15 protein-coding genes are annotated in these 15,560 nt (G+C 66.0%); 7 read left to right on the forward strand and 8 right to left on the reverse strand.

The features are described 5' to 3' along the window. Positions 1 to 17: 17 nt before the first annotated feature. Positions 18 to 269, forward strand: coding sequence for a hypothetical protein (locus tag ACH495_RS28705; RefSeq protein WP_396860835.1), 252 nt, complete (start codon positions 18 to 20; stop codon positions 267 to 269). 8 nt (positions 270 to 277) lie between these two features. Further along, entirely contained in the window at positions 278 to 622 is a 345-nt protein-coding gene (locus tag ACH495_RS28710; protein ID WP_396860836.1) for a hypothetical protein, read from the forward strand. A gap of 7 nt (positions 623 to 629) precedes the next feature. Here the strand turns inward: ACH495_RS28710 and ACH495_RS28715 are convergent, their stop codons facing one another. Beyond that, positions 630 to 1,751, reverse strand: a complete 1,122-nt coding sequence (locus ACH495_RS28715) for an MBL fold metallo-hydrolase (RefSeq protein ID WP_396860837.1) — start codon at positions 1,749 to 1,751, stop codon at positions 630 to 632. 494 nt (positions 1,752 to 2,245) lie between these two features. Here ACH495_RS28715 and ACH495_RS28720 point away from each other — a divergent pair, with 494 nt between their 5' ends. Further along, the gene (locus ACH495_RS28720; protein ID WP_396860838.1) at positions 2,246 to 3,184 is read left to right on the forward strand and encodes a ribosome-inactivating family protein; all 939 of its coding nucleotides are present in this window, start codon (positions 2,246 to 2,248) and stop codon (positions 3,182 to 3,184) included. A gap of 99 nt (positions 3,185 to 3,283) precedes the next feature. Further along, positions 3,284 to 3,970, forward strand: a complete 687-nt coding sequence (locus ACH495_RS28725; RefSeq protein WP_396860839.1) for a hypothetical protein — start codon at positions 3,284 to 3,286, stop codon at positions 3,968 to 3,970. Positions 3,971 to 4,131: 161 nt separating this feature from the next. On the opposite strand, the gene ACH495_RS28730 is transcribed toward ACH495_RS28725, so the two are convergent. After that, the gene (locus tag ACH495_RS28730) at positions 4,132 to 4,356 is read right to left on the reverse strand and encodes a GntR family transcriptional regulator (RefSeq protein ID WP_396860911.1); all 225 of its coding nucleotides are present in this window, start codon (positions 4,354 to 4,356) and stop codon (positions 4,132 to 4,134) included. A gap of 219 nt (positions 4,357 to 4,575) precedes the next feature. On the opposite strand from ACH495_RS28730, the gene ACH495_RS28735 reads away from it, so the two are divergent. Together ACH495_RS28735 and ACH495_RS28740 are read left to right on the forward strand one after the other, a co-directional pair. Then, the gene (locus tag ACH495_RS28735; RefSeq protein ID WP_396860840.1) at positions 4,576 to 4,758 is read left to right on the forward strand and encodes a hypothetical protein; all 183 of its coding nucleotides are present in this window, start codon (positions 4,576 to 4,578) and stop codon (positions 4,756 to 4,758) included. 160 nt (positions 4,759 to 4,918) lie between these two features. Continuing rightward, positions 4,919 to 5,281 (forward strand): hypothetical protein, encoded by a 363-nt coding sequence (locus ACH495_RS28740; protein WP_396860841.1) that lies wholly within the window; start codon positions 4,919 to 4,921, stop codon positions 5,279 to 5,281. A gap of 858 nt (positions 5,282 to 6,139) precedes the next feature. Here the strand turns inward: ACH495_RS28740 and ACH495_RS28745 are convergent. Next, positions 6,140 to 6,991, reverse strand: a complete 852-nt coding sequence (locus ACH495_RS28745; RefSeq protein ID WP_396860842.1) for a hypothetical protein — start codon at positions 6,989 to 6,991, stop codon at positions 6,140 to 6,142. Positions 6,992 to 7,881: 890 nt separating this feature from the next. Between ACH495_RS28745 and ACH495_RS28750 the strand changes: the two genes are divergently transcribed. Continuing rightward, positions 7,882 to 8,703, forward strand: a complete 822-nt coding sequence (locus ACH495_RS28750; protein ID WP_396860843.1) for a hypothetical protein — start codon at positions 7,882 to 7,884, stop codon at positions 8,701 to 8,703. Here ACH495_RS28750 and ACH495_RS28755 read toward each other — a convergent pair. The 5 genes from ACH495_RS28755 to ACH495_RS28775 all read right to left on the reverse strand — a co-directional run bounded on the left by ACH495_RS28755 (position 8,683) and on the right by ACH495_RS28775 (position 15,470). Then, the gene (locus ACH495_RS28755; protein ID WP_396860844.1) at positions 8,683 to 9,717 is read right to left on the reverse strand and encodes an NAD-dependent epimerase/dehydratase family protein; all 1,035 of its coding nucleotides are present in this window, start codon (positions 9,715 to 9,717) and stop codon (positions 8,683 to 8,685) included. The two genes, ACH495_RS28750 and ACH495_RS28755, sit on opposite strands and share 21 nt — an antisense overlap. Before the next feature lie 1,281 nt (positions 9,718 to 10,998). Beyond that, on the reverse strand, positions 10,999 to 11,706 hold the full coding sequence (locus ACH495_RS28760) for a hypothetical protein (RefSeq protein ID WP_396860845.1): 708 nt from the start codon (positions 11,704 to 11,706) through the stop codon (positions 10,999 to 11,001). 242 nt (positions 11,707 to 11,948) lie between these two features. Then, complete coding sequence (locus ACH495_RS28765) at positions 11,949 to 12,485, reverse strand: DUF4231 domain-containing protein (RefSeq protein WP_396860846.1); 537 nt, start codon at positions 12,483 to 12,485, stop codon at positions 11,949 to 11,951. Between the two features lie 511 nt (positions 12,486 to 12,996). Beyond that, positions 12,997 to 13,923, reverse strand: coding sequence for a hypothetical protein (locus ACH495_RS28770; RefSeq protein WP_396860847.1), 927 nt, complete (start codon positions 13,921 to 13,923; stop codon positions 12,997 to 12,999). Positions 13,924 to 14,000: 77 nt separating this feature from the next. Further along, on the reverse strand, positions 14,001 to 15,470 hold the full coding sequence (locus tag ACH495_RS28775; RefSeq protein WP_396860912.1) for a tyrosine-type recombinase/integrase: 1,470 nt from the start codon (positions 15,468 to 15,470) through the stop codon (positions 14,001 to 14,003). Between the last annotated feature and the right edge of the window lie 90 nt (positions 15,471 to 15,560).

A 15,560-nucleotide genomic window follows, 5' to 3' on the forward strand; every position in this document is an offset into this window, starting at 1 on the left:
CCGGACAGGGGAAGACGATGGTGGAACCGCGCGCCTTCTGGCTCGACGAAGACTTCGATCGTGAGCGGGGCGCCGACGGGCGCGGTCGCTACGAGAACGAGGTGCTCCGCCGTACCGATGAATTCGCCGACACCTGGGGCGACATCGCGCCGGTCGCCTTCGCCGCGACGGCGTGGCGGATCGCCACCGAGCTGTCACCCGGCTACGTCCGCTGGCACCGGCGGATCGTGTCGGCGAGCTGCGCGGCGAGCCGTGGGACGGCAGCCTGATCGCTGCCGTGTCGGTGGTCTCCCGGTGGCCGGCCGAACTCACCTGGACCCGGCAGTGGCAGCGCGACCGGGGGTGGCGGGACTGGCCGCAGTTGTTCGGCCAGTACACGACGCCGACCGACCAGGACCTGACGCGCAGCCCGCACCTGCGCGCCATGCTGCAGGTGGAGGCGCCGATCCCGCTCGGGGACCTACCGCCCGCCCCCGACGGGCCGGAGGATTCCGTGGCGTCCGCGGCGCGCCGGGCGGTCGTCGTGCTGACGCGGGAACTCAACGATCTGCTCGACCCGGTGATCGGCCAACTGGAGGCCGGGGTGCCGGCGGACCAGCCGAGAGGGACGAAACCGTCCTGATCGGAAGTCATGAGTCGGGCCGGGCAATGATGGATCGGCACCACGGCTTGTGCTGTCCGACCCGGATACTTCCGGTCGCGGTGCTCAGACACGGGCGGCTGTTTCGGTGGGCGTCGAGGTGCCTCCGCCAGAGATGGCCGCGCTTCGAGCCGTTCTGGGCGACGCAGTACACGGCTTCCACGGAGAAAATCCTTGGCAACGGGTGGGTGCCATGATGAGGCGCGAGCATCACGGCGTACAGCTCGGCGAATGCTGTCGTACGCGCGACCTCGCGCACCACGGCCGGCTCAGCATCGCCAAACGCCACAAGGTGCCGGTGGTTGATCTCATCGAACACGACGGACATGTTGTTGTTCGCACGCCTGAACGCATTCCACGCAGACCGGAAGTCCTCCCTGAGATCATCGGGGAGGTCGACCTTCCAGGTATGGGTGTCGGCGGCTGGCGGCAAGTCTGAGACTTCTTCAAAGTGTGGTTCGGCGATCTCCCCGTCACACCAGTGGGAGGCGGTGGTGTGGGCATCGATGCTGGCATCGCCATTCGCCCAGAGGCTGTTGCGGATGCGGTCGAGGTTGTCCTGGAGGGTGGAGTCCCCACGGCGCCGGAGCTCCTCGGCAAGGGACTCGAACCCCTGCACCGCCGTCCTGACCTGGCCGGCGATCCCTTTGCCCAGGTAGCGGGGTGGCCAATGCACTCGAAACTCATGACCGACGGCGCGGAACCTGTCTCCGCGGGCAACGGCCCGATACGTGAAGCGGCCCTCAGTGACCTGCTGGAGGGCGCTGACGAGGTCCAAGTTTCGCAACCCGGTCAGGGTCGTGGCGAGGGTCAGATATGCTCTCCGATACTCCACGGAGGGAACCGTGGCAAAAAGTAGGTCCAGCGATCGAAATCGCTTGCCGGTGACGCGCATGCGCTCGGCTGCCCGGATAAGACCCAGATAGTGATCAGTGTCGAAGTGCGTCACGACTATGGCGTTGACATCGTCGATCCGGTGGTCGAGGGCGGCGATCAAACGATCGGCCGCATCATCTGCGGTCAGGCTGTTGCTGCCGCAATCGACGATCATGGCGGGCCCGCGACCTGGCGCAGGCTGGAAGATCGAGCATGCGCCGTCACCGACGTCCACGACTGTCAGCATTGCGCGATCTCCACTCAGAGGTGTGGGCTTCGGCTTCGGATGTGGCGGTGGGAGTGGCCTGCGGTCACCCGCATCACACCCGCCGGCTGACAACGACTACGGCGGGTACGCCGGTCGGCCCGGACTGGGGGCGAAGGGACTGCAGCTGGGTCACCGCAGCTTCCGGTCCGCCGCGCAGAGATGGTTCCAGGTGGCTCTCGTCACCAAGCCCAATCGCCAGGTCGCCGTACCGTTGGTCGTGGCGGCACAGGGCGTACGGCTGCTCGCGCGGCCAGTCGTCACGAGGATTGGTGATACGGACGCCCGAGGGCGGCGACCGGTAAGGCGAGCACGCCGGCCGCCGCCAACCCCACCGGACCCGCAGGCGTTTCCACACCGGGCAATGGTAGGTCCAGACCGGGCCCGTCCCGACCGTCCATGAGGGACAACTTCTGCGTGCTTTCTTCGTGGTCCGCGGGCAGCCCGATCGATTGGATCGGGTCATGACCGCAACCCGAGAAACACCCACGATCCGCTCGACCGTGCCGGGTACCCGCTCCGCGGTGGCCCGGCGGCTCGGCGCGGTGCTCACCGCCCTCGCCGTCCTGCTCGGCCTGGCTGCCGCCGTGCCGCCCCGGGCCGCGCAGGCCGACCCGAGCACCACTCTGTCCATCATCGACTGGAACGTCTCGGACATCACCGCCGGCGGCAACGTCCACCACCAGCGGTACTGGAACATGATCGACGGCATCCACCAGTTCAGCGGCCACCAGACCGGCGTCACGTCGGTGATGGAGACCACCAACCAGAGGAACCGGATCATCCAGATCCGGGTGCTCGACACCGACAACGTGCACCTGGTGTCGCTGTACCTGTGGGCGGACGACCTGTATCTCGCCGGCTGGTACTCGCCGCTGCACAACCGGCACGTGCTGTTCAACGACCGCGACGAGCAGTTCCGCAGCCTGCTGGGCCTCAACCCGGCGAACGTGACGGTCCTCGCCCAGACCGGCAGCTACCCCGGGCTGGACGGCGGCACCCCCAATCAGCGGGCGGAGATGCAGATCACCCCGTCGAACATCTACAACAACCTGCGCCTGCTCGGCCGCTCCAACGCCTACAACGTGAACGTCGGGCACGCGCTGGTGCAGGCCATCGTGATGATCTCCGAGGCCGCTCGCTTCGGCACCGTCTTCGACACGATCCGCGACAACATCCGCAACTACCGCAGCACGCCGATCAACCACGTCAACAACGACGGGGTGTTCGAGAACAACGCCGGCCTGATGAACCAGTGGGAGGACATCTCGCGGTTCGTCGTCCGGCACGCCGCCGACCACACCAACAACGAGGGCATCTGGCTGTGGGGCAAGGTGGTCACCACGATCGCCGGCCTGCTGTACTACGTGAAGTTCGTGGAGATCAAGTACAACCGTCCCTGAACCTTGAATGCGGGGCCCGGCGAGCGCAGAGACGCCCGCCGGGCCCCGCGTCTCGTGCTCCGCATGGCGCGGTGAGAAGGCAGCCACCAGAATGCGATGGTGCCCGCCGATCCCACGATGCTCCTCGTGCACAGTCCCCTTCTCACCTCGGCGACGTGGGACGCCCTGCGTCCGCATCTCGAAGCGGCGGGATGGCGCGTGGCGGTGCTGGACCTCCGCCCCCTGGTCGAGGCGCCGTCCTTCCACACGGCGGTCTGCGCGGCGGCCCGCCACGTCACTCATGGTGCGCCCACCGTCGTCGTGGGTCACAGCCGCGCGGGTGCCTACCTGCCCGGCATCGCCGACGCAGTCGGCAGCGACCGGCTGGATGTCGTCTTCATGGATGCCCGCCTGCCGCATCCCGGCACGAGCTGGTTCGGGTCGCTGCCACCGGATCGGGCCACGTGGCTGCGGGAGAGGGTGGTGTCCGGCCGGCTGCGGTCGTGGGACACCTGGTTCCCCACAGCGTCCCTGGCCGATGTCGTGCCCGACCCCGACCAGCGGCGGCGGGTGCTGCACGACCTACCCGAGCTGCCGTGGAAGGTCGTCTCCGAGGTGCTTCCCACGCCCGGGGCGTGGGACTCCGCCCGACGCGTCTACCTCCGGCTGAGCGCCGCGTACCGGTCCACGGCAGAGCAGGCGGAAGAACGTGGGTACCGGGTCCGGAGCGTGGACGCCCATCACCTGGCGATGGTCACGCAGCCCGCAATGGTCATGGACCAGCTTCTGTCGGCATTGCAGCCCTAGCTGAACCCACCATTCCTCTTGACCAACCCGCGCGTGATGCTCCCTCTACCCACCGAAGGTCGAGACCAGAACCCGCAAGCGCTGGTGTCCGCACTGGCCGATCATGAACCGACGATATTGGGTCGTCTGCCTGATGGCGGGCAGCCCCTACCGCTGTCTGGTTACTCCTTGCCGGCCACGTAGACCCCACGCCCTGGCTGCCCCACGACCAGATCTCTGTCGTGCAGAAGCGAGACGGCGCGGTACGCGGTAGCCACACTGACGCCGAACTGGTCGGCAAGCTCGCTCGTGCTGGGCAGCTTCGTCCCCGGCGTGAGCTCACCGTTCTTGATCTTCGTGGTCAGTTCGTCGGCGATGCGTCGATATTCGGCAGGTGCAGAGGGCATGGCTTCGTTCCCTTGGTTCGGCCCTGCCATCTGACCATGGCCCAACCATGGTCAGCAAGTGATGCAAGAGGATCACGCGCCGTGGCTTTACCTACATCAGATAGTGACGTAGGTTGCTCTGTGGCTGCCTTGGTTCGGCAAACGAAGGTCGGCCCCGTCAGGGCGGCGTGGATCCCGTCGCCCTGACGGTCCACCGTGGCCCGACCGCCTGGAGCGCTGATGAACCGGATCCGTTACGAGGACTACCTGCTCGCCACCGCGCTGACGCTGGCCCGCCGGCACCGACCGGTCTGGAGTTGGAAACGCTGGCGCAGGGTGTGCCGCTGCGGCGGGGAACTGCCCTGCCGAGCCCGCCACCGCATCCCGATCAACCGTGGGCACTGGCCCGGCGGTGAGTCGTGATCGAGAGCAGCCAAGCACCGTTCCTGGTCGAGGTGGCCTGGTTCGCAATCACTGACCACCACGCGAAGCCCTGCCATCGCTGTTACTCGGCCGACTGGTCCCCGCCCTACGCGGCGGCGCGTGGCCGGTTGCCGGCTTGGCGGCTGGCCGGTGATCCGCAATGAGCCCGCAGCTACCGAAGGCCGGCGACCTGGTGCGTGTGACCCGCGCGGCCAGCGTGCAGTTCGTCAAGCCGATCATGTTCCGGGTCATCCGGGTGCTCGATGACTGGACCAGGACCACCTATGACGGGTGGTGCTGGCTGGACGGATACGAGCTGGACGCCAAGGGTGACGCGGTGGCCCGGCGGTCGATCTTCGTGCAGCCGACCGGCCTACAGACACAGCGCCCCGCCCCCACGCCCCGCAGGCCGACGCGTTCGCCTGCCATGTCGAACGTGCGCCAAGATCGCCGCCCCGCCGGGGTGCCGGCCACCCCGCAGCGCCGGGCGACGCCGGCTCGGCGTACGGCTGACCAGGGGTGACGTGGTGGGGCCGGGGTGGGCCGAAGATCAGCGGCCAGAGGCGATTCTCCTGGCAGATATGGGTGCGCCCGGCAGGATTCGAACCTGCGGCCTTGGGATTAGAAGTGGCATCCACGTCATGATCTCTGGCTTCGGTAGCTTCTCTAGCTGCACAAACTCTTGCTCTCGCTGGCTCTGGTTTCTCTATTGGCCGGCACTTCGCGCCACGAATAGCTCTATGGTCGGCCAGGAGGACGGGTCCGAGGTGTTCAGGGGCGTGGTGACCGCCTGTAATCTTGGATCCTGGATCACCGATGTGGTTCAGACTCCCCCTACATTCTCAAGGCGGCCCGCAACGGGCCGCACGCACCGCCGCCTGGGCCCGCGACCGTCACTCCGCTGGCGCTCCGACTCGGTCGCGCAACACGCCCGGCGGCTGGCGCGTAAAGCGGGAAGCCCGGAGAGCCGCCACATGACGACAGGCCGTTGTCCGGTTCGGTGGTGGGGCCGGCAGCCGGCCGGAACGCGCGGCCGAGCAACCCGCGCGGCGTAGGGAGCGCACGCCGGTCCGCCAGCGGCTGCCGGGCGGATGGCGAAGTTGTGGTTACTGCGCCTCCAGTGGGGGCGCTCCGGCTCCAGGATGACCGGGCTCCGTCAGGGTTTCGCGGTCCTTGGGCGGTTGGTTGCGGTGGGCGCCATCCCTGTCTGCCGTCGACTCGGACGAGCCGAGCGGACCACCGCCCAGGGTGCGTCTAGGCCGTCAAGGTCCGCTTGACATGGCGCCCCGGGCGGTGGCTGGCGCGCTGGAGGGCAGGTCGACGGCAGACGAGATGGCTTTACATTCACATTTGCGGTAACGCACTCGCGCGACCTGCTCCGCTATTGCCTAGTTGCGTTAAGAATCGCCAACGCCAGGGTTGCGATTCCGGCAAAGACCCCGCCGGCAGTGATAAGAGTCCCTGCCAAGCTCTGGCCGCCCGTGATGGCTATCAGGCCAGCAATGCTACCGATCAATGCGGCAGTAATCAGGACAACCGCAAGCCAAAGAGCGCGCACTGTCGAAACGGTCTGGGTGGCCGTCTCGGCTTGCGGTTCCGCCTCTTCGACGTCAACAATCTCGGCGCCGCTTACGTATTCACGCAAATTTTCTGTAATGCTCACGCCCTGGATTTCCTGATTCTGTGCACTGTCTTGCAAGTGTGCGGTTCGAACCCGGAGTCCCTCTCCTAGCTGCTCAATTCTTTCCGCGGCCGACTCCAGTTCTTCGAGGGAGTACGATCGCTTGTCGCCATGTGCGATAGAATTCCTTATTGAGAGCACCTGATCGAACGCCTTGATATCTTCATCGTTCCAGAGCCCCGCTTCCACCAAGCCTGCCCGGAGAGAGAAAAGCGACAGCCTTCGACTAGTCAGTCGCAGATCAAGAATCCCGCTCGCCGCTTCCTCGACAACCTGAATTCCTCGAACAACCCGATATTGGTTGAAAAGCTCGGGCGACATGTGAGGCGCTCCTACGCCAAGCTGATCGGCTTCGCCGATCCCATTCTCGGTATCAATCGAAGAAGGAAGTCCCGTCGAGTCAGGCTTTAGTCCCCTCGACGGGGGCGTGACAAAAATGATGCGGCTGAGAGCTGCCGCGAACACGACGCTTACCAGAAAGAGTACCGAGGTGCTCGACGCGGATTCGTTGACAAATAGGTTAACAGCCAGGCCAACGGCGACGGAGCCCACTAGCCCTGCCGCGAGAGCCACTGCATCCCTCCGTCTTCTCATTGATATCTCCGCACAATAGTGTAGAGAACGCAGGTTGTTCCAAGAAACGCCGAGCCAACGAAACACGCGACCTGCCACGGGCTGTTGAGATAGCTCCCAAAAACTCCGGTGGAGGCCGCAAAGATAGCGACTCCCGCCGTTGCGGCCGCCTCTAGGGGGTGCGGCTTTGCTCGGGTTCCGTGCTTATTCATTGACTCTTTCGCGCGGACGACCGAGCTTCCGGTTATTTCAGGGAATAGCACGCCGGGCGGTTGCTTGCTTAGCTCTTGTTTCTCCGTTTCGCGAACGAGGCGGTTAGCGTATTCATTGATCGCATTCGCGGTTTCGGCGCGAGCGCCCTGGGTGGGGCGATTGAATGTCACCTGAACGGTGACCGAAAACGTTACGGCCGATGGGGTCGTCGTGCTGGGGCCTAGTGCGCTCGACGCACCTGATGCAGGCTGCACAACCCCTCCTCCGCACTGCTCCCGGATCGTCGAGCGCATCGCCGCGCCACGGTACGCCTCGTCGAGCCGGCGCAGGGCCCTCCTGTCGTGGTCCTGACACCAACGTCAGCATGCGCCGCAAGTACACCTGATGCCCCGCCACAACTGCCAGAACCGCCAGAAGGCTGAAGCTCGCTGGTTCTGGCGGTTCTGGCAGTTGTGGCGAGAGCGTTCAGGCTGACCTTGCGGCGTTCGGTAGGGCGTGGAGTGGCGCGCCCTGTCGGTGCACGTCGGGATGAACGAGGTAGGTCGGGGAGGGTGGGCGTCCGCCGGATCGATGACGCTCAGGTGCATCAAGCTGGCGCAGGTAGCCGTGAGCTTCGAGAGCGGCAAGCGGGCCGTCGAAGTCGCCAGCGGTGGGCTTTGGCCGAGCGCACCCGCCGGCCCGTCGAGCTGGCTGATCTCTACGTGGTCATCGGCCAGAGTGCCGCCCTGATGGCCTCCACCGCCTTTGACCTGGGGCACTGGAACGAGTCGGCGGCACTGGCCAGGGCATCAACGCAGTACGCCGACCTGGCTGGACACGCATCGTTGAAGGCATGGACCTACGGCCTGCAAATGACTCTCGCCAACTGGCGCAACGAACCCGATTCCGCGCTGAGCTACTTCGCTCGTGCCATGCGAGCGGCACCGGAGGGCGAGCCGAGACTGAGGCTCCGCTATGTCGCTGCCCGCTCTCACGCTCTGCTCGCCGACTCCGATTCGGTCGCGGCCGTCTTGGAAGCGGCTCAGCGGGACAGGGATGCGGCAGCGGACCGACCCGACGAACTTGCCACTGTTACCGGCGGAGAGTTCGCATTCGGCGACGCGCGGGCGGCGGCATGTGCCGCCGCGGCATGGCTCGATCTCCGCAACGGTGAGCAGGCCGCGAGGTACGCCCGGGAGGCGTTGCAGGTGTACGAGGCGTTGCCGTCGCCCAGGCGGCCGTACTCGCAGATCAACGGAACACAGATCGACGTGGCCGCTGCGTACCTTCACATGCGAGACAAGGATGGTGCGGCCGACGCGCTGCGTACCGTCTTGGACCTGCCACCGCAGAAGCGCAATGTCTCGCTGACCGGTCGGCTGTCGCGGATCGAGCACATGCTGAGCCAGTCACCGTGGGACCGCGACGCCGACGCGCGCCAGCTCGCCGAGCGCATCTCGGCCTGGCTGTCGGAAACCTCAGCCCGTCCGCTCACCTGACCGGTGCCAGGCGGCCAACACCCGCGCTTCCTTCTCCCGGCTGATGCCGATCTCGGCGGCCCGATCGTGGTTGCTGGCCTCGCCGCTCTCCACCATCCAGCGCCAGGTGTCGCGGACGGTCAGGGAGAGCGGCCGGCAGCGCAGGCCGGCTGCCTGCGCCTTGGTCGTGTCGACGCGCCACACGCCATCGAACGTGCGCCAGAGGGGCAGCTCGGACCACTGCCGTACGCCCTGGCTGAGCAACACCTCGTCGGGCACCCAGTCGAAGGAGGCGTCAGCCCGGGTCGCGTGGGCGCAGTCCGCCAGTAGTCCGCCGAAGGTGGCGCCGTCTACCGGCGCGCAGACGTTGAACGCGCCGGAGGAACCTTCGGTGATGGCGTGGAGTGCGAACGCGGCCAGGTCGCGTACATCGACCGGCTGGATAGTGCGGTCGGGGGAGCCAGGAGCTAGGACTTCTCCACCAGCAGCCACGCGGCCCAGCCACCAAGGCAGGCGGCCGACGTACTCGCGCGGGCCGAGCACGACACCGGGGCGCAGGATCGTGGTCCGGTCCGCTCCGAACGCGGTGACGGCTGCTGCCTCGCAGCCGGCTTTCTGGTAGCCGTACTGGGTCGGTCCGTCTTCTGTGTCGGTGCCGTAGTCGGGACCGGCGTCAGGCGGGCAGTAGAGCACCTCGGACTGCTCGCTGAGGGGCTTCAGCGGCCAGTCCCTGTAGACGCTGACCGTGGACATGAAGACGTAGCGACCGCCGACAGGAGCGAGAGCGCGAGCCACGTCGAGAATGTTCCTAGGCACGTAGCCCGAGGTATCGACCACGGCATCCCAAGGGCCGGCGGCGGAGAGGGCGGCGACGTCCTCAGGGTGGGTCCGGTCACCCCGGATGGGCCGTACGGCTTCCAGGAAGGGATCCGAGGTACCCCGGTTGAACGTCGTCACCTCCCAGCCGGCATCGATCGCAGCTGTGACGATCGCGTGTCCTACGAACCAGGTCCCGCCGAGCACCAACAAACGCATACGCCCATAATGCCGAGCAGGGGCGGCCAACCGGTGGGCGGAGGCGTCGGCAGCCAGTTGCTGAGTTACTCACGAGATCGAGTCAAGGCGGCCCGCAAGCGGGCCGCGCCGGCCCGGCCCCGGCCTGCTGGCGACCTTCGGCCGGCATCGGCCGGGCCGGCCGGCCACGCTGACGGACGACAAGAACCTTGAAGACCTCGGGGCTCTGCCCCGAACCCCGACCCTCCTCAGAGATCAGCTCCGGATCCCCTCGCCGGGCACCACAAGGGCTACCAGCCTTCCCGGACGGGGCCAAGGTCGTTCGTCCGGTGGGGCGCTCCACCTTGTCGCCCTGGCCCTGGCCCGCTCCACGGTGTGTGGGTCGGCGGCAGACGGGATGGCGAAGTGTGGAGCGCATTTCCGCCAGTCCAACTCGGATCTTCACCGAATAGCATTCGCATTAATGTGACGACACCCAAACTTGTCGCCAAAAAAACTTGTTCGATGTTGCTAGTTCTTCCCGCCGTAAGGGCTCTTGCACATTACCTACGAGTAACTTGTACGCTTCGATTCCTGTCCCCTTGGACAGCGGGCACAACGTCGATAGATGGCCTCCGGAGCGCGCCGGCAAGCAACTCTCCGGAGGCCTTGTTCGGCATTCGTGCTCTACAGCCGCAGAGTCAGGAGGTACCGAACAGTGCCGAGCGTACGTGGCCAAGGGCAGTCACACGAACCATCCAGGATGCCGTTGCGTTGGGCTTTGATCCTCGCCGTCGCAGTCGGGGCCGGCCTAACAGTCGGCTACTCCGGTGGTCTCGTCGCAGGCGTCATGGTCGGAGTGGCCTCTGCTGGCTTATTGCACCAGGTGATCGATTAGTCAGGAGTGCGCTTGGCTGTACAGCCATCGGTACAGCCAAGCCCGCCGACGGAGGCGGCCCGAGGTGGACGGGAGGCGACACGGCGAGCAGGCCAGCGGCAGTTACCGACGCTGACCGACAGGTGTCTTGATCTTTGCAGGGCAGGGCAGGGCAGGGCAGGGGAGCGGAGCGTGCCCGTTCCGTGCCCGATAGGGCGGGTGCCGAGGGTCAACGGCGGTCAGCTCCTAGACGTGCGAGCCGGCATGAAGACCCAGGCCAGGCCAGGTCATCGCCGAGCAGAATCCGGCCGTGTCCACACTTCCTAAACCGCGTTGCGCCCACATCGGCACTTGACAGCCGCCATTGAGACTCGTCCGGCAGGGCGCTCCACCTGTCCCCGTCCGGGAAGGCTGGACGGTCTACGACTGCCCGACGAGGAGATCCTTCATCCCCACCGTGCACGCCAAAAGCCCTGATCCCCGCGCATGAGTTCAGTGGCCGCCGCGATTGCAAGCAGAGCATCGGCCTCGGCAATCTCGTCAAGCGCCTCCTCATCGCCTAGCTCCGGCCTGGTGTCCGCTCTGCGGATCGCCCTGACGTGCAGCGAGTTGGGCTCTAGCGGAGGCTTAAAGTGCGCCGATACCTTCCGCACTTCGTTGACCTCCATGAGCTTGTCACGCAAAGGCTCTTCTATGAGACCCCGCTGGAAAGCCTCCTTGACGAGCGGACCAAGGCCCCAGAGCCGCCACCTCTTGTCGAGTTCGTCTTCATAGCCTTGCAGGCATCCCGCTAGCACTCGCTCAGAGGCAGCATGTGCGCAAAGCAGGGCGGCTAACGGGAATCCCTCGACGTACGCGCGCTCTGCCTCGTGATAGAGCCACAGACTTTCGCTGCCACCGGGGAACAGCCATCCCCAACTGCTGGCGAAAGGTGCCTGCAGCTCCTGGACCTGGCCCCACCTAGCAGCTCGTGCGCGCCGCGTCCTCTGGTCCCTCAGAAAGAGCGCAGCCGTACGAGTGTCGGCGGTGTCATGCTCTTGCTCCTGAAACCAGGCTTCGACGCGCTGCTCATCGGTCAACGGCTCGATGCCCTCTAGATGTAGCTGCATCTGCCGCACCACGACGGGCGGTCCGTTCGGCTCCTCGTCCTCCACAGTCGGCAGACTACTTCGCTGTGCCGGCATCAGAGAACGTGAATTGGCGGGCATTCGTCCGGCCATACAGCCAGCCGTACAGCCAAGGCCACCGGCTGACGCCGACTCCACCCGACAACGACGTACAGGCTGACCAGGTGCGCAACCACCTGACCAGCCCTCCGCGATCTTCTTCTAATCCCAAGGCCACAGGTTCGGCCCCGCCCCTGTAGGCAGTGCGCCTACTGCCTACTGCCTACTGCCTACTGCCTGCTGCCTTGCCGCTCGATCGCTGCCTGCCCGTCTTCGCCAGCGAAGCCGACCTGGGTCATGACGCTCAGAGTCGCTGCATTTTCGTTGGCGATTGTTGCCTCCACGCGCTCGACCAGGGTTGTGAAGGCTGTGACGTCGTCCAGGTCGGTGTACACACCGGTCCGGGTGAGGAAGTAGATCCTCTCGTGTCCCAAGGTCTGTTCCGTCGACCGGTAGTTCTTCCACTGCTCCCGATAGCGGAACACGCTCTCCAGCGACACCGCCCCGGCCACGATCAGACTCACGACGGTGGTCACCGCCTGGGCGTAGGGGAAGTCGAGGTTGACGAGGACCGGAACCAGGGAACCGCCGACCACGGCAGCGGTGCGGGTTCGGAGGTGGGTAGCCTTCGCCTTCACCGCCTTCTTGTCATACCAGGACTGGTACTGGGCGAGTCGGTCGGCGAGGTACTCCTTTGCCGAGAGCCCAGGACCTGACTCCTGCCCATGGGCGTTCCTAGGCGTAGGTGCTTGGGCTCCATCGACCACGGCGACTAGTAGAGCGGGTACGCCGGTGACGGTCAAGGCGATGCGCGAGCGCAGCGGGCATCAGTCCGCGTCTAGTCCGCAAGAGGCCGACGAATGACGGGGGAGCCGTGTGAGATGTCGAGAGGTGTTTCCACTGGTGGGGGCCCACTCGACTACGTCGCCGGGTCGCCCATCTTGATCTCATAACCCCACGGTCGCCGTGCCCGTTGCGTGCCCGTTGGGAGGGGTGACCGGAGTCAACGGCGGTTAGCTCTTGGGCGTGGGTGACAGCGTGGCGAAACAGGTCAAGCCAGGCCGCCGCCGAGCGGCTTCCGGCCGTGTCCACACTTCTAAACCGGCGTGGCGCCCACATCGGCGCTTGACAGCCGCCATTGAGACTCGTCGGGTAGGGCGCTCTACCTTGTCCCCGAGCGGGAGGCTGGAAGGACTGCAACTGCCCGACGAGGCGATGTCCTCTAACTCAAACGCTATTTAACGCTCTATAGAGAGACGGGCGATCAGAGATCAGAGATCACCGGAGCCTTTCGTCTGGCTCCCACGTAAGCTGCTCCACAAGACGCTTCATCTCGGCTTCCTCAGTGGCTGCCGGCTGGCCGACAGTCCAGCCGCGATCGGCGAATCGCTGCCGATACTGCTGCAACATCAGTCCGACGATTGACTGCACGTCAAGCCCATTGGTGATGATGGGAACCGCGGCTTCTTCCGAGTCCCGCTCAACGCGGTTGTAGAACTGATGACCGCCTCCCGATGCTGGCCGTCGCGGGTCTGGCCGGCGTCGCCAGAGCACAATGCTCCGCGGGCCTACGGAGCCATCACGGACCCCCTGGTGAGTCTCGTAGTTGAGCTTGGCGAGCTGATCAGCGACCAAGTAGTCAGACACCTTGCCTCGATAGTGCGCCTTGACCAGGCTTAGAAGGGTTCTCTGCCACGCCATGCTCTTCCGTGCTAGATAAATCCCACCCGTGCCCCCGAGGGCAAGACGAATGCTTGGCGATCCCGGATCGGCCGTGCGCCGATAGCTCGTATAACTGTACCGGTGACGTCCCGTCTTTCGATCTACGAAATTTTCAATGCCGTATAGCCGGGGTCCGATTCCTCGAATGAAGGCGGGGGCGATAATGAAGTGTGCGCCTCCCGGCATCTTCGCGAGATGCCTTGGAAGCTGCCTATTCGCAGCACCCGAAAGGACGCCTAACGCGTGTTCAAGCGTCAGGCCCTCATGACCGCGCAACACGTGGGCCATCCAATCGGAGGGTTGTGTGCCCAGAGACGTGGCACCAAGACCGGCATACCCAAGGAGGGCAACGCCGTCCGTGGTTTCCAAGGTGATGACCTTGACCGCATCTTCTTGTGGTGATCGGCGTCCACCGTACGACAACCTTCGGTCGACCATAAGCCACATAGTGTCCCGGTTCTGCACACTGAGCACGAGGGTCACAGAGGCATGCTGACACAGCGACAGCGCCAGAGGCGTTCCGTGCCCTCCACGTGCCAGTAGCCCGTACCGCCGGACGGTCACCAGCGGGCACGAGCGGCTGCCGTGCCCTGCGGCGCGACGGCCGCCCGACGACCTCGGGCGACGCTTACCAAGCCCTCCGCCGTAAGCAATGCCACGGCGCGGTGAGCGGTTCCGACCGAAACGCCATGCACCGCAGCCAGCTGGGCAACGGCGGGCAGTTGGTCGCCGGGCCGAAGGCGGCCAGTGGCGATCTGCCCGCGTAGCTCAGCCGCTATCACCTGGTATGGGCTGCTCGACACAGCGGCTTGAGTTGGTGCGACAGGGCGCGGCGGCATACGCGCGGCCAGCGTTCCAGCGGCCCGCTGGTCCGACTCCGACAGCCAGGCGGCGTAGACCCTGAGCGTAGTTGTCCCGCCGCCGCCATGACCAAGCCGGCCGGCGACGGTCCGCACGTCGACACCCGCGTTGATTAGCTCGGTCGCCGAGTAGTGGCGCAGAGCGTGAATGTGGCTGGTGATGCCGAGCCGGGTGGCGAGTCGGCCGTACCGCTGGGTGATGGTGTCGGGGCGGTAGCCGCGGCTGTTGTCCGGCTCGGGAGAGAAGACGTAGTCGGCGGGATCGGCCTCCGCGTCGAGCTGGGCCAGGCGGTCGAGGTACCGGCCGTGCAGCTCGCGCAGCACTTCGATCGTCTCCGGGTCGAGCGCTACCCGCCGCTGCTGGTGTGTCTTGGTGTCCTTCTCCCGCAGCTCGCCGTGCTCGTCCAGGTAGGAGCTGCGCCGCAGCGTCAGCACGCCGGCGGCCAGGTCGAGATGCTGCCAGCGCAGCGCGCACAGCTCGCCGCGCCGGGCGCCCGTCGTCATGGCGAGCCAGACCAGCGCGCCCCAGTCCGGGTCACGCCACGCCTCGTTGATGATTCGTGCGGCGTCTGCCGAATTCGGGGGCTGCGGGTCGGGGTGAGGCGGCGCGGGTGGCTCGGCCTGCCCGGCGGGGTTGACGGCGATCCAGCGCCACCGGACGGCGCGGCTCAGTGCGCCACTCAGGATCCAGTGGATCTGTCGCACTGACGAGGCGCTGAGCGGCTTGCAGACGTGGGGCCGGCACTTCGCGGTGCAGGTGTGCTCCTCGTCGACCCGGTGGCGCACGTACGCCTTGCCTCCGCACCAGTCGCGGCAGCGGCGCAGGCTCGCGTAGAAGGATTCCAACGTCTCGGCGTCGAGTCGGCCAACCGGGAGCTTGCCGAGCACCGGCCGTACGTGCTTGTTCAGCTTGTTCTCGTAACCCATGCGGGTGGTCGGCTCGATGTCCACCACCTCAAGCCACCGGTCGAGTAGTTGGTTCAAGGTGGCGCGGGTGCGCGGGCTGCGCTTCTCGTCGACCTGGTTGAGGAAGCGGGTCCGTACCTTCTCCGCCTCTCGCTCGGCGGTCCGACCGGCCGGGACCGTCTCGGTGAGGTAGTGCCGCTTACCGGTGAGCGGGTCGACGCCCGCGTAGACCCTCACGCGGAGTGATCCGCTGGGGAGCTTCATGATCTCGCCGCGCTGCCGCTTCACGCCTGCCACGGGGCCGACAGTAGCTCGATGGCTCCACGAATAGCTCCACGGAAGCCGTTCGATCGA

The sequence above is a fragment of the Micromonospora sp. NPDC018662 genome (assembly GCF_044391475.1).
Lineage (GTDB): Bacteria > Actinomycetota > Actinomycetes > Mycobacteriales > Micromonosporaceae > Micromonospora.